Genomic DNA, 13,396 nt, shown 5'->3' with positions numbered 1-13,396 from the left:
CCCGTCCGCAGGCGGGTTATTCGTCGTCGTCCGGGTCCGAGGGCACCGGGTCGCCGCCGCGGATCATGAACAGCACCGACTCCAGCTCTTCCGGCTTGATCAGCACGTCGCGGGCCTTCGAGCCCTCCGACGGGCCGACGATCCCCCGGCTTTCCAGCAGGTCCATCAGCCGCCCGGCCTTGGCGAAGCCGACGCGGAGCTTGCGCTGCAGCATCGACGTCGAGCCGAACTGGGACGTCACGATCAGCTCGGCCGCCTGCAGCAGGACGTCCAGGTCGTCCCCGATGTCCGGGTCGATCTCCTTCTTCTCGCCGGCCTTCTGGGCGGTGACGCCGTCCTGGTAGTCCGGCTGCGCCTGCTCCTTGGCGTAGTTGACGACCGCCGAGATCTCCTCGTCGCCGACGAACGCGCCCTGGATGCGGACCGGCTTGCCGGCGCCCATCGGCAGGTAGAGCGCGTCGCCCATGCCGATCAGCTTCTCCGCGCCCGGCTGGTCGAGGATGACCCGCGAGTCGGTCAGCGACGACGTCGCGAACGCCAGCCGCGAAGGCACGTTCGTCTTGATCAGGCCGGTGACGACGTCGACCGACGGCCGCTGCGTGGCCAGGACCAGGTGGATGCCGGCCGCACGGGCCTTCTGGGTGATCCGGACGATCGCGTCCTCGACGTCGCGCGGGGCGGTCATCATCAGGTCGGCGAGCTCGTCGACGATCGCCATGATGTACGGGTACGGCCGGTACTCGCGCTCGGATCCCGGCGGCGCGGTGATCTCGCCCGACTTGACCTTCTTGTTGTAGTCGTCGATGTGCCGGACCTTGTTGACCTGCATGTCCTGGTACCGCTGCTCCATCTCCTCCACCAGCCAGGCCAGCGCGGCGGCGGCCTTCTTCGGCTGGGTGATGATGGGCGTGATCAGGTGCGGGATGCCCTCGTAGGGCGTCAGCTCGACCATCTTCGGGTCGATCAGGATCATCCGGCACTCGTCCGGCGTCGCCCGCGCGAGCAGCGACACCAGCATCGAGTTGACGAAGCTCGACTTACCGGAACCGGTCGAACCGGCGACCAGGAGGTGCGGCATCTTCGTCAGGTTCGCGGTGACGAAGTGGCCCTCGATGTCCTTGCCGAGGCCGATCACCATCGGGTGATTGTCCTTGACCGTGGTCGGCGCGCGCAGGACGTCACCCAGGCGGACCATTTCGCGGTCGGAGTTCGGCACTTCGATGCCGACCGCGGACTTGCCGGGGATCGGCGCCAGCAGCCGGACGTTGTCCGTGGCCACGGCGTAGGCGATGTTCTTGGTCAGCGCGGTGATCTTCTCGACCTTGACGCCCGGGCCGAGCTCGACCTCGTACCGGGTGACCGTCGGGCCGCGGGTGAAGCCGGTGACCTGCGCGTCGACGTTGAACTGCTCCAGCACGCCGGTGATCGCCTCGATCATGGCGTCGTTGGCCTTGCTGCGGGACTTCGGCGCGTCGCCGAGCTTCAGCAGGTCTGGCGGCGGGAGCAGGTAGTCGCCTTCGACGGTCCGCGTGACGGCGAGCGGCGGTTCGGGAGCCTTCTTCGGCTTCTTCTCGGGCACCTCGACCGGCTTGGGCACGACTGTGCTCGCCTTGGGGGGCTTGATCGGTGTCGGCGCCTCGGCCAGCATCGCGTCGAGGTCGAGTTGCTCGGGTTCGGCGTCGGCGGCCTGGCGGCGGCGCGACGGCTTGCGCAGCCGCGCGGCCTTCGGGTCGGCGTCGGTGACCTTGTCCTCGTCGGTGGCGAACCCGGCCCGCTGGGCCTCGGCCTCGGCGAGCTCCTCCTCGTCGAGCCCCCAGTGCCGCAGCCGGTGCGGGATCTCGCGCACCGGCGTGCCGGTGAACACGAGCACGCCGAAGGCCAGCGCGAGGATCAGCAGCGGCACCGCCACCCAGGTGGTGACGCCCATGGTCAGCAGGCCGCCGGAGAAGGCGCCGATGATGCCGCCGGCGTACATCCGGCCGTCGTTCGTGGCCGGGAGCGCGGTGAAGATGTGCAGCATCCCGAGCACCGACAGGACGACCATGATCGTGCCGATCACCATCCGCGGCCGCGTCTCGGGGTGCGGCTCGGACCGCATCAGCGCGACGGCGACCACGGTCAGCACCAGCGGCAGCGTGACGGCCCCGGCGCCGAGGACGGTCCGGGTGGCGATCTCGACCCCGGCCCCGATCGGGCCGGCCGCCCGCCACCAGACGCCGACGGCCGCGACGATGCCCAGGCCGATCAGGCCCAGCGCGAGGCCGTCCCGCCGGTGTTCCGGCTCGAGCTCCCGGGTGCGGCCGACCGTGCGGGCCAGCGTGCCGATGCCCTTGGCCAGCAGGTTCCAGGTGCCGCGGACCCCCTTGCCGAAGATCCCGGGTGTCTTGCGGCGCGAGCGGGGGGCGGGCTTGCGCGCGGCGGAGGAACGTGGCTTCGCAGGTGTACGCGGCTTACGCGCCGCTGCCCCCTTCGCGCCGCTTCCCGTGCTTCGCTTCCTCGTCGCCGACCCAGCCATGCCTCAACGGTAACCGTCGACGACGTTTCGTCACATGCGCCACTCTCAGCGCAGGGTGAACTTCTGCCTCACACCGGGCCCGAGCGGCCATCCGGGTGAACCGATCCGGCCAGTGCGCAATCGGGTGAAATCGGCGTCTGCCATGCTCTGCCCCATGGTCGCGCTGCACTCCGACAACACCGCTCGCCGGGCCCCCGCCATCTGGCGGACCATGCTGAACATCGACCGCGGGCTGGTGAACCTGGTCGGCCGGCTCACCGTGTCCGGCCGGATCCCGGCGCAGCTGCGGGGCAAGCCGCTGCTGATGACCGCGAACCACATCGGCGTGTTCGACGCGTTCGTGCTGATGGCGGCGTGCAAGCGGATCGGCATCAACCCGCGGTTCATGCTGGCCGGCGGCATCCTGGACGCCCCGGTCATCGGCCCGGCGCTGCGGGTCAGCGGGCACCTGCGGGTCGACCGGAAGGTCGCCGCGACCGCCGTCGGGCAGTTCACCGAGGCCGTCGAGGCCCTGAAGACCACGCGCGAGCCGATCATCGTCTACCCGGAGGGCCGGATCAGCCACGATCCCGGCCTGTGGCCGGAGCGCGGCAAGACCGGCGCGGCGCGGCTGGCGCTGGCGGCGGGCGTGCCGGTGATCCCGATCAGCCAGTGGGGCGCGCACGAGGCCGTCTACTGGGGCACCGAGACCGTCAACGGCCCGGCCGACCTGGTGCCGCTGGCCCGCTCCGGGCTCAGCGCGCCGCTGCGCCGGCCGAAGTTCCGGGTGCACTTCGGCGACCCCGTCGACCTGTCGGAGGTCGAGCCGGAGCGGCCCGGCGCCGGGGTGCGCGCGCACGCGAAGATCATGCAGGCGATCACCGACGGCCTGATCCCGCTGCGGGCCGGCGAGCTCGACCGGCCGCGCTTCCACGACCCGACACGCCCGACCGACACGGTCAGCCCCTGGAAGCCGAAGTCCGGATCCTGAGACACCGGCGCGGCTGCCCCTAGAGTCGGCGGACGTGAGCACACGGATACTCGTCGTCTACTACAGCTCGACCGGGAACACCGCCGCCCTCGCCGAAGCCCTCGGCGCGGGGGCCCGCGAGGCCGGTGCCGAGGTGCGGGTGCGGACCGTGCCGGAGACGGTGCCCGCCGAGGCCATCGCCCAGAACCCGCGCTGGCAGGCCTGGATCGACTCGGGCCCGCACCACGCACTGGCCACGCTGGACGACCTCGTCTGGGCCGACGGGCTCGCCGTCGGCAGCCCGACCCGGTTCGGCGGCCCGGCCGCCCAGCTGAAGTCCTATTTGGACAGCACGGGTGGCCTGTGGGCGAAGGGAAAGCTGGCCGACAAGGTCGCGACGTCGTTCACGACGGCGTCCACCCGGCACGGCGGCCTGGAGTCGACGCTGCTGGCGATCAACAACGTCTTCTACCACTGGGGCGCGATCGTCGTGCCGCTCGGGTACACCGACCCGCACCTGATGGAGTCCGGCAACCCGTACGGCGGCTCGTTCGTGTCCCGCAAGTCGGCGGCGCCGGACCAGCTCGCGCTCGGCGCGCTGCACGTCCAGGGGCGGCGGCTGGCCACCATCACGACGCACGTCGCGACCGGGCTGAAGCAGGCCGAATAACCGGAAAAACCACTTTGGCAGTCACGCGCCGGGCCCTACAGTCGCGACGGTGACCACCGAGCTGCCCGTCCTCGCACCGCCCCGGGTCGCTCATCGCGGCCGCGGGACCACGCTCGTCCTGCTCGCCGCGCTGTTCTTCAGCACGTCGGGCACGCTGGGCAAGTCCGCCATGTCCGCCGGGTTCACCCCGGAGCAGGTGGCCGCGATGCGGATCGGGCTGGCCGGCGTGCTGCTGCTCGGCGGTGTGGCGCTGGTGGCGCCGCGGAAGCTGCGGATCCGCCGCGCCGAGCTCCCGGTGCTCGCCGGCTACGGCCTGCTCGGCGTCGCCGGGGTGCAGCTGCTCTACTTCGTCGCCGCGGGCCGGATCCCGGTCGGCATCGCGATCCTGCTGGAGTTCGTCTCGCCGGTGCTCATCGCGCTGTGGGTGCGGTTCGTGCGGCGGCACCGGCTGCCGCGGTCGGTGTGGGGCGGCATCACGCTGGCGATGGTCGGGCTGTCGCTGGTCGCCCAGGTCTGGCAAGGCGTCACGCTCAACGGCGTCGGGCTGCTCGCGGGCTTCGGCGCGGCGCTGTGCTCGGCCGGGTACTTCCTGCTGGGCGAACGCGCGGTGGCCGACATCGACCCGCTGGGCCTGGTCACCTGGGGCATGGTGATCGGCGCGGTCCTGGTCAGCTTCGTCGCGCCGCCGTGGACGTGGCCGCTCCAACTGCTCACCGTCGACGTCAAGTTCGGCGCCTGGTACCCGCCGGTGTGGCTGCTGATCGTGCTGCTCGTGCTGGTCGCGACGGTGCTCGCCTACGTCTTCGGGATCTCGTCGCTGCGGCACCTGCCCGCGTCGGTGGCGAGCGTGCTCGGCCTGGTCGAGCCCGTGATCGTCACGGTCACGGCCTGGGCGCTGCTGGGCGAGGAGCTGACCTGGCTACAGCTGCTCGGCTCGGCGATCCTGCTCGGCGGCGCGTACCTCGTGCAGCGGAAGTCGGAAATCCTCACGACCTGATCTTGCGCAAATTCTTCACGGAGTGGCTTCCGGGTGCGAGAATCCCGCGATCCGCGCACACCCGGGGAGGAAGCACCGTGACCGCCAAGACCCAGGGGCTGCGGCCCGAGCTGCGCCAGCGGCACGTCCGGATGATCGCCCTCGGCGGCATCATCGGCGCCAGCCTGTTCATCGGCAGCGGCGCGGTGATCCACACCGTCGGGCCGGCCGCCGTGCTCTCGTATGCACTGGGCGGGCTGCTGGTCGTGCTCGTCATGCGGATGCTCGGCGAGATGGCGACGGCGGCTCCGTCACTCGGCTCGTTCATGGAGTACGCGCGCGACTCGCTCGGCGGCTGGGCGGGCTTCACGATCGGCTGGCTGTACTGGTACTTCTGGGTCGGCGTGGTCGCGTTCGAGGCCGTCGCCGGCGCGAAGATCCTGCAGGGCTGGATCCCCGGCGTGCCGCAGTGGGTGTTCTCGCTGGCGTTGATGCTGCTGCTGACGGCGACGAACCTGGCGTCGGCCCGGTCGTTCGGCGAGACGGAGTTCTGGCTGGCGTCGATCAAGGTCGCCACCATCGTGGTGTTCCTGGTGCTCGGCGTGCTGTTCGTGCTCGGGCTCTGGCCGGACGCGCACTTCTCGGTGGGCAACATCGGCCTCGACGGGTTTGTCGTGAACGGCGGGTTTTCCGTGGTCCACGGCGTGGTCATCGTGATCTTTTCCTATTTCGGCGCGGAGATCGTGACGATCGCGGCGGCCGAGTCGGACCAGCCGGAGACGGCAGTGCGCAAGGCGACGTCGACGATCGTCTGGCGGGTGATCGTGTTCTACGTCGGCTCGGTGGCGCTGCTGGTGATGATCACGCCGTGGCGCGACATCCCGAGCGACACCAGCCCGTTCGCGGCGGCGTTCGGCCGGTTCGGCGTCCCGGCGGCGGAGACGATCGTGTCCGCGGTCGTCCTGACGGCGGCGCTGTCGGTGCTGAATTCGGGGCTGTACACGGCATCCCGGATGCTGTTCGCGTTGCACCGCCACGGCTGGGCCCCGGCGTGGGTCGCGGACACCAACCGCCGCGGCGTGCCGTGGAAGGCGATCCTGGTGTCCACTGTGGTCGGTTACGTGGCGGTGGTGATGAGCTACGTGTCCCCGGACAAGATCTTCTACTTCATCATCAACTCGGCGGGCGCGGTGGCGCTGTTCGTATACGCGATCATCTGCGGTTCCCAGCTGCGGATGCGCCGTCGCCTGGAGGCTTCGTCGCCTGAGTTGTTGAAGCTGCGGATGTGGGGATACCCGTGGCTGAGCTGGCTGACGTTGGTGCTGACGCTCGTGGTGGTGGCGTCCATGCTGTTCGTCGACGAGGACACCCGGGCGCAGTTGTACCTGAGCCTGATCAGCCTCGCGGTGATCCTGGCGGTCTACGCCCTCATCCGCCGGCGCTCGGACCGTGCGGCGCCGGGCATCACGCGTGATTGAAGCGGCATCACGCGTGATCGGGCGGGCATGGGCGTGCTTGGCCGCGTATCTCGCGTGATTGCAGCCGGAACTCGCGTGATCGAGCCCGGAACTCGCGAGATCCGGCTCTGATCACGCGAGATACGGCTCTGCTCACGCGGGATCCGGGAAGGTCAGCCGCCGGCGATCCGGCTCAGGGCTCCGAAAAACACGTCCGTGATCTTCGCCGGGTCCGGTGCCACGAACGCCTGGCCGCCGGTCGCCTTGGTCAGCTGGTCCAGTTCGGCCTTGTCCGCGTCCGGGCCCACTCCCACGCCGATCAGCGGGATCGGACGGCGCGGGTCCTGGAGTTTCGCCAGTTCCGCCAGCAGGTCCGCGCGGGAGATTCCTCGCGGGTCGTCGTTGCGGCCGTCCGTCATGACGATCACCAGGTTGAGCCGGCCGGGCTCCCATTCGCGGCGCGCGGTGCGGTACGTGTCGAGGATGCTGTCGTAGAGCCCGGTTCCGCCGTTGGCCGTGGCCTTGAGCTGGCTCAGCCGGTCGAGCGCGCCGCCGGCCAGGTGCTGGGCGACCGGGGCCATCGGCAGGATCTCGCGGTAGTCCTTGTCGCCGTCGAGGCGGGTCGAGAACGCCAGCATGCGCAGCTGGGTCGCCGGCTTGAACAGGTGCAGGGCCTTCGCCGTGGCCTGGGTGGTCAGCTGCATCCGGTTCAGCCCGGTGCCCGGCACCTGCGCGTTCATCGACCCCGAAACGTCGAGCAGCACCTGCACCCGCGCGCTCAGGTTGATCCCGGCCCACTGGTTGAGCAGCTCGTCGACAACCGGCGCGGGCGGCAGGTTGGCGGTGCGGATGCCGGCCGGGGCCACCCGCGGGTCGTCAGCGTGGTCACGCAGCGCCTGGCCGCCCGCCGCGCGCAGGCCGGTCTTCGTGATGGCGTCGGCGCCGGGGTCGCCGAGCATCGCCTCCCGCAGCGCGTCGACGATCGGCCGCTGCGGCGGCGTGATGCCGCTCAGCTCGGCGAACGGATAATCGAGCGTGGGCACCGCGGTCGAGTAGACGGCGACGAGCGGTGACGACGCGTCCTCGACGTTGTGGCGCAGCAAGGAGTTCTCCGACGCGGGGAAGGTCGTCACCGCGGCCGTGCCGCCCGGGTCGCTCGACCCCGGCAGCCGCGCGATCAGCTCGGTCTCCCCGCCGAGCGTGTTCTCCGAGAACTTCCGCAGCAACGCGACATACGCGCCCGCGGGCTCGGTGGCCGTCTTGACGCTCTCACGCAGGCCGAGCAACGCGGACGCGCCGACCGGGTCACGGGCCGGGTCGGGCATCCCCGGGACGACCCCCGGCGCACCGAGGACCTCCGCCCAGGTGGGCGTGCGCTCGGGCCAGCCGATGCCCTTGGCCACGTCTTCGGCGACGGCGAGCACCACCGGTGAGCTGGCCACCGACGCCCCGGACTCGGGAACGTCGGCAGCGCCGAGCTGGTGGGCGCGGCGCAGCGCGAGGGTCGAGTCCGGCACCCACACCTGCGGTCGCGGGCTGCCGTCGGAAAGGGCAAGCCCCTCGGCGGCCTGCGTGGCCTCCCGGGTCTGGACCTCGATCGAGCTGCACTGCAGGTCGAGCCCCCGCGCGACCAACGTCAACGCGGGCGCGATGTCCGCGGACGCGGTGACCAGGACCTTCGTCGGCTGCTCGCAGGCCGGCTTCGCGGTGACGACCGAGACCGTCACCCAGGCCCCGGCGCCGAGGACGAGCACCACCCCGGTCGCGACGACGGGCACGAGCAGCCGGCGTCGTCTTCCGTCCGGCGAGTGACGTCCCATCGGCGCGGCCTCTCTGCGCGAGGCGAAAGTGGGACCAAGGTTATCCCGCGGCAAACCGCCGGTTCGTGGTCCGGACGGCCTAACAGCAGGTCTCATCCCGCAACGCCGTGAGGGGCACCTTCAGGACTCGGAGTCCCTGAAGGTGCCCCTCACGGCACAAAACGGGTCTAGACCGGGATGACCGTCGGGACGATCATCGGCCGGCGGCGGTAGGTGTCGGCCACCCAGCGGCCGACCACTCGGCGGACCGCCTGGGCGATGCGGTGGGTGTCGGTGATGCCCTCGGCCTCGGTGCGCGCCAGCTCCATCTCCACCAGCGGCACGACGGCGGCGAGCGCCTTCGGGTCGTCGGAGAAGCCGCGGCCGGACACCGTCGGGGCGCTGACCGGGCGGCCGGTGCTCGAATCCACCGCCACGCTGATCGAGATGAACCCGCCCTCACCCAGCACCAGGCGGTCGGACAGGGTCGACTCGCCGACGTCGCCGACCGAGAGGCCGTCGACGTAGACGTGCCCGACCTCGACGCGGCCGGTGCGGGACGCCTTGCCGTCGACCAGGTCGACGACCACGCCGTCCTCGGCGATCACCACGTTGTCCGGCGCGACGCCGGTGCGGATCGCCAGCTCGCCGTTCGCACGCAGGTGCTTCCACTCGCCGTGGACCGGCATCACGTTGCTCGGGCGCACCGCGTTGTACAGGTAGAGCAGCTCGCCCGCCGACGCGTGCCCGGACACGTGCACCTTGGCGTTGCCCTGGTGGACGACGTTCGCGCCGAGCCGGGTCAGGCCGTTGACCACGCCGAAGACCGCGGTCTCGTTGCCCGGGATCATCGAGCTGGCCAGCACGACGGTGTCACCCGCGCGGATCGAGATCTGCCGGTGCTCACCACGCGCCATCCGCGACAGCGCCGAGAGCGGCTCACCCTGCGAACCCGTCGAGACGAACAAGACCTTGCTCTCCGGCAGGTTGCTGGCCTGGTCGAGGTCGACCAGCAGGCCGTCCGGCACGTTGAGCAGGCCCAGCTCGGCCGCGATGCCCATGTTGCGGACCATCGAGCGGCCGACGAACGCGATGCGGCGGCCGTGCCGGAGCGCGGCGTCCAGCACCTGCTGCACGCGGTGCACGTGACTGGCGAAGCAGGCCACGATGACACGCTGGTCGACCCGGCGGATGACGTCGTCGAGGACCGGGCCGATGTCGCGCTCGGGCATCACGAACCCGGGCACCTCGGCGTTGGTCGAGTCGACGCAGAACAGGTCGACCCCCTCGTCGCCGAGCCGGGAGAAGCCGGCCAGGTCGGTGAGGCGCCCGTCGAGCGGGAGCTGGTCGAGCTTGATGTCGCCGGTGTGCAGGACCACGCCCGCCGGGGTGCGGATGGCCACGGCCAGCGCGTCCGGGATGGAGTGGTTCACCGCGAAGAACTCGAGGTTGAACACGCCGACGTCGCGGCGCTCGCCCTCGCGGACCTCGATCAGCTTCGGCCGCTGCCGGTGCTCCTTGGCCTTCGCCGCGAGCAGGGCGTTGGTGAACCTCGAGCCGTAGATCGGCAGGTCCGGCCGCAGGCGCAGGAGGAACGGGACGGCGCCGATGTGGTCCTCGTGCCCGTGGGTGAGCACCAGTCCTTCGATGTCGTCGAGGCGGTCCTCGATCGCGCGGAAGTCGGGCAGGATCAGGTCGACGCCGGGCTGGTCGTCCTCGGGGAAGAGCACCCCGCAGTCGACGATGAGCAGCCGGCCGCCGAACTCGAAGACGGTCATGTTGCGCCCGACCTCGCCGATGCCGCCCAGCGCGACGACGCGCAGGGCTCCGGCGGGCAGTGCGGGCGGGGCGTTGGTGGGGCCTGGACCGGGGGGAAGTGAGCTCACCGAGGCAGGGTCCCAACGCTGGTGTGCGAGGTCGGCGCCACGTAGGCGGCCCTCGAATCTGCTTGTGCCACCCGCTCACCATGCCAGTCCTGGGCCGCCGTGTCGCCCAACGGCACGCCGCCCTGGGCCAGATCGGCGGCGATCAGGGCGGTCTGGTCGGTGGTCGGGGCGACGATCGGGAGCCGCGGGGCGCCGATGTCGAAGCCGCGCAGCCGCAGCGCCGTCTTGCTGAACGCGACCCCGCCGACCCGGGACATCGCCCGCAGCACCGGCAGCATGCCGCGGTGGTTGGTGCGCGCGGTGGAGGTGTCGCCGTTCTCGTAGGCGTCGATCATCGCGCGGATCCGGCCCGCGACGACGTGACCGATCACACTCACCACGCCGGTGCCGCCGACCGAGATCCAGGGCAGGTTCAGCCCGTCGTCACCCGAGTAGTACGCGAGGTGGGTGTTGGCGATGACCTCGGAGCCGGCGATCAGGTCGCCCTTGGCGTCCTTGACCGCGACGATCCGCGGGTGCTCGGCCAGCCGCAGCAGCGTGTCGACCTCGATCGGGACGACCGAGCGCGGCGGGATGTCGTAGAGCATCACCGGCAGCTCGGTGGTGTCCGCGACCGTGGTGAAGTGCGCGTACAGCCCGGCCTGGCTGGGCCGCGAGTAGTACGGGGTGACGACCAGCAGGCCGTGCGCGCCGGCCGCTTCGGCCTGCTTCGCCTGCTCGATGCTGTGCGCGGTGTTGTTGGTGCCCGCGCCGGCCACGATCGTCGCGCGGTCGCCGACCGCCTCGACCACGGCGCGGATCAGCTCCTGCTTCTCCGCGTCGGTCGTGGTCGGGCTCTCCCCGGTGGTGCCGTTGATGACGAGACCGTCGTTGCCCAGCTCCACGAGGTGCTCGGCGAGCTCCTGCGCCCGCTTCAGGTCCAGCGCGCCGTCGGCGTCGAAGGGGGTCGCCATCGCGGTGAGCACGCGCCCGAACGGCCGTCCGGGTGCTGCGGTAGGTGGGGTGGACATGCCCAGACGGTACCCCGTCCCACCGACGAAAACCGCGCCGACCTGGCCACCCCCGGCGAAGTGCGGAGGATTTCCGGGGTCCGGCCGCTCGTCGCGGAACTTCTACTTGACCTTGGTCACGATCGGCGCCGTGATGGGCCCGCCGTCGGCCCGGGTCAGCACGCAGTAGTAGTCACGGGCGGGTGTGTCACTGCTTTCGGTCGGCGAGCGCTCCCACTCGGCCTGGGTGGGGATGAGCGCGCGGTAGGCCAGGTCCTGGCGCTTGGTGTCGGGCACGACCGAGGACCGGAACGCGGTGGCGCAGGCCGCCTCCGCGCTCGCCTGGACCGCGGCCTGCCCCGGGTACGCCGCCACCTTCACGTCGTCGGAGTTCCAGTTCTCGACCGACAGCAGGCGGCCGATCTCGTAGATCTCCAGCGTGTGGCTGTTGCCGCACTCGGTGTTGTTGTCGGTCCTGCTGATGATCGCGCCGTCCTGGACGGGACCGTTGAAGCAGCGGTAGTAGTCGGTGACGTCGACGCGCAGCTGGCCGTTGACGCCGAAGGTCATCGTGGCCTGCTTCTGCTGGTCGACGGCGGGCTTCTCGAAGGCGCGGCCCGCGAAGAAGCCGCCGGCCAGGGCGCCGACGACGAGCACCGCGGCGGCCGCGAGCCACAGCGCCCGCCTGCTCTTCTTGGCGGGCGGCTGCGGCGCCACCCGCGTCACCGGGCCGCCCTGCAGCATCGCGGTGCCGCCCGGCGGGGTCGGGCGGACGCCCTGCGCCGTGGTCAGCAGGTTCTGCGCCTGCGCGGCGGTGAGCCGCGCGTCGGGGTTCGCGACGAGCAGGCCGAGGATGGCCGCGGCGATCGGGCCCTGGCCGCGGGTCAGGTACGGGATCTCGGTCATGATCGCGTGCAGCGTCGCCGCGGTGGTCGCGCGCTCGAACGGGATCGTGCCTTCGACGGCGAAGAACAGCGTCGCGCCGAGGGACCACAGGTCGGACGCGGGCAGCGCTTCGCGGCCTTCGACCCGCTCCGGCGCCATGAACGCGGGTGAGCCGACGATCATGCCGCTGGTGGTCAGGCGCGGGTCGTCGACGGCGTGCGCGATGCCGAAGTCGGTGAGCTTCACCCGGCCGTCCGGCGCGACGAGGATGTTCGCCGGCTTGACGTCGCGGTGCACGATCCCGGCCGTGTGGGCCGCCTGCAGCGCGGCCAGCACCCGCTCCCCCAGCTGCGCCGCCTGCGCCGCGGGCATCGGGCCCCGCTGGCGCACGAGGTCGGCCAGCGACGGCGCCTCGACGAGCTCCATCACGATGAACGTGGTGCCGCCGTCGGTCACCACGTCGTAGACGGTGACGACGGCGGGGTCGTTGAGCCGCCCGCCGGTGCGCACCTCGCGCAGCGCGCGCTCGGAGAACACGGCGGCCGACTCGGCGTCGGGCAGCCGCAGCTCCTTGACCGCGACCTGGCGGCCGATGACCTGGTCCTGGGCGCGCCAGACGACGCCCATGCCGCCCCGGCCGAGCTCGCCGAGCAGGGCGTAACGGCCGGCGACAACCCGCTGACCAGGCGTGACGGGCGCCTGTGGTGGGTACGGCCGGGTCTGTTCGTCGGTCACGGTGCTCCTTCAGGCGGCGGTCGCGCAGATGCTAGTCGGACCGTCGCGGGCCGCCGGAGGTTCCGCCGAAATCACCCGCGTGGGGTGTACGACTCACCGCGGTAGGGCAGCCACCGGTAGCCGGGGGCGAAGTCGCTGAACTCTTCCCGCTTCCCGGCCGCGGCCCAGATGTCCTCGCTGACGACGAGACCGGGGAAGACACCCAGGTCCTTCTCGGCCAGCAGCTCGTCGTGGGCGCGGAACGAGCTGGTCTCGACCCCGGCGAGGGCGTAGCGGTAGACCGGCGGCGCCGTCCGGAGCAGCCAATAGAGCCGGCGCCCGGCCGCGGTCATCGCCGTCGCCTCGGCGTCGGAAGTGACTCCCGACCGGCTGATGCCTTCGGGTGCGATCCCGCACCACCAGCCGTCGCCGTCCCGGTAGACGTGTGACGGCCACCCGTCGTAGTGGCGCGCGAGGTCCCGGGCGTGGGTCTCGCGCCCTCCGCATTCCGCGTTGAGCGCGAAGATCCAGGCCATGGTGACGGCCTCCCTTGATC

10 protein-coding genes are annotated in these 13,396 nt (G+C 71.4%); 4 read left to right on the top strand and 6 right to left on the bottom strand.

Going from position 1 to position 13,396, the window contains the following annotated elements; all coding sequences use genetic code 11:
* Positions 1 to 16: 16 nt before the first annotated feature.
* Entirely contained in the window at positions 17 to 2,515 is a 2,499-nt protein-coding gene (locus ACIA5G_RS26290; RefSeq protein ID WP_395927639.1) for a DNA translocase FtsK 4TM domain-containing protein, read from the bottom strand.
* 154 nt (positions 2,516 to 2,669) lie between these two features.
* Here ACIA5G_RS26290 and ACIA5G_RS26285 point away from each other — a divergent pair, with 154 nt between their 5' ends.
* The 4 genes from ACIA5G_RS26285 to ACIA5G_RS26270 all read left to right on the top strand — a co-directional run bounded on the left by ACIA5G_RS26285 (position 2,670) and on the right by ACIA5G_RS26270 (position 6,588).
* Positions 2,670 to 3,485, top strand: coding sequence for a lysophospholipid acyltransferase family protein (locus tag ACIA5G_RS26285; protein ID WP_395927637.1), 816 nt, complete (start codon positions 2,670 to 2,672; stop codon positions 3,483 to 3,485).
* Between the two features lie 34 nt (positions 3,486 to 3,519).
* A complete protein-coding gene (wrbA, locus tag ACIA5G_RS26280; RefSeq protein ID WP_395927635.1) occupies positions 3,520 to 4,134 on the top strand; it encodes an NAD(P)H:quinone oxidoreductase in 615 nt (204 codons plus the stop codon).
* A gap of 49 nt (positions 4,135 to 4,183) precedes the next feature.
* Positions 4,184 to 5,131, top strand: coding sequence for an EamA family transporter (locus ACIA5G_RS26275; protein WP_395927633.1), 948 nt, complete (start codon positions 4,184 to 4,186; stop codon positions 5,129 to 5,131).
* A 131-nt stretch (positions 5,132 to 5,262) separates the two neighbouring features.
* Positions 5,263 to 6,588, top strand: a complete 1,326-nt coding sequence (locus tag ACIA5G_RS26270; RefSeq protein ID WP_395928018.1) for an amino acid permease — start codon at positions 5,263 to 5,265, stop codon at positions 6,586 to 6,588.
* Between the two features lie 152 nt (positions 6,589 to 6,740).
* Here ACIA5G_RS26270 and ACIA5G_RS26265 read toward each other — a convergent pair whose 3' ends face one another.
* The 5 genes from ACIA5G_RS26265 to ACIA5G_RS26245 form a co-directional block, all read right to left on the bottom strand.
* Entirely contained in the window at positions 6,741 to 8,387 is a 1,647-nt protein-coding gene (locus ACIA5G_RS26265; RefSeq protein WP_395927631.1) for a substrate-binding domain-containing protein, read from the bottom strand.
* Between the two features lie 167 nt (positions 8,388 to 8,554).
* Entirely contained in the window at positions 8,555 to 10,252 is a 1,698-nt protein-coding gene (locus ACIA5G_RS26260; protein ID WP_395927629.1) for a ribonuclease J, read from the bottom strand.
* A complete protein-coding gene (dapA, locus tag ACIA5G_RS26255) occupies positions 10,249 to 11,262 on the bottom strand; it encodes a 4-hydroxy-tetrahydrodipicolinate synthase (protein ID WP_395927627.1) in 1,014 nt (337 codons plus the stop codon). Before dapA ends, ACIA5G_RS26260 begins: the two co-directional genes overlap by 4 nt.
* A gap of 102 nt (positions 11,263 to 11,364) precedes the next feature.
* On the bottom strand, positions 11,365 to 12,861 hold the full coding sequence (locus ACIA5G_RS26250; RefSeq protein WP_395927625.1) for a serine/threonine-protein kinase: 1,497 nt from the start codon (positions 12,859 to 12,861) through the stop codon (positions 11,365 to 11,367).
* Positions 12,862 to 12,932: 71 nt separating this feature from the next.
* The gene (locus tag ACIA5G_RS26245; protein ID WP_395927623.1) at positions 12,933 to 13,376 is read right to left on the bottom strand and encodes a hypothetical protein; all 444 of its coding nucleotides are present in this window, start codon (positions 13,374 to 13,376) and stop codon (positions 12,933 to 12,935) included.
* Positions 13,377 to 13,396: the final 20 nt, after the last annotated feature.

The organism is Amycolatopsis sp. NPDC051758 (genome assembly GCF_044453095.1).
Taxonomy (GTDB): Bacteria; Actinomycetota; Actinomycetes; order Mycobacteriales; family Pseudonocardiaceae; genus Amycolatopsis.
The sequence above is the reverse complement of the archived record's forward strand: the minus strand, read 5'-3'. Positions and strand labels throughout refer to the sequence as shown.

What these genes read in the sequence shown, in the direction of transcription:
- ACIA5G_RS26290 (WP_395927639.1), bottom strand. Translation starts at nt 2,515, where the DNA reads ATGGCTGGGTCGGCGACGAGGAAGCGAAGCACGGGAAGCGGCGCGAAG.
- ACIA5G_RS26285 (WP_395927637.1), top strand. Translation starts at nt 2,670, where the DNA reads ATGGTCGCGCTGCACTCCGACAACACCGCTCGCCGGGCCCCCGCCATC.
- ACIA5G_RS26245 (WP_395927623.1), bottom strand. Translation starts at nt 13,376, where the DNA reads ATGGCCTGGATCTTCGCGCTCAACGCGGAATGCGGAGGGCGCGAGACC.
- ACIA5G_RS26270 (WP_395928018.1), top strand. Translation starts at nt 5,263, where the DNA reads ATGATCGCCCTCGGCGGCATCATCGGCGCCAGCCTGTTCATCGGCAGC.
- dapA (WP_395927627.1), bottom strand. Translation starts at nt 11,262, where the DNA reads ATGTCCACCCCACCTACCGCAGCACCCGGACGGCCGTTCGGGCGCGTG.
- ACIA5G_RS26265 (WP_395927631.1), bottom strand. Translation starts at nt 8,387, where the DNA reads ATGGGACGTCACTCGCCGGACGGAAGACGACGCCGGCTGCTCGTGCCC.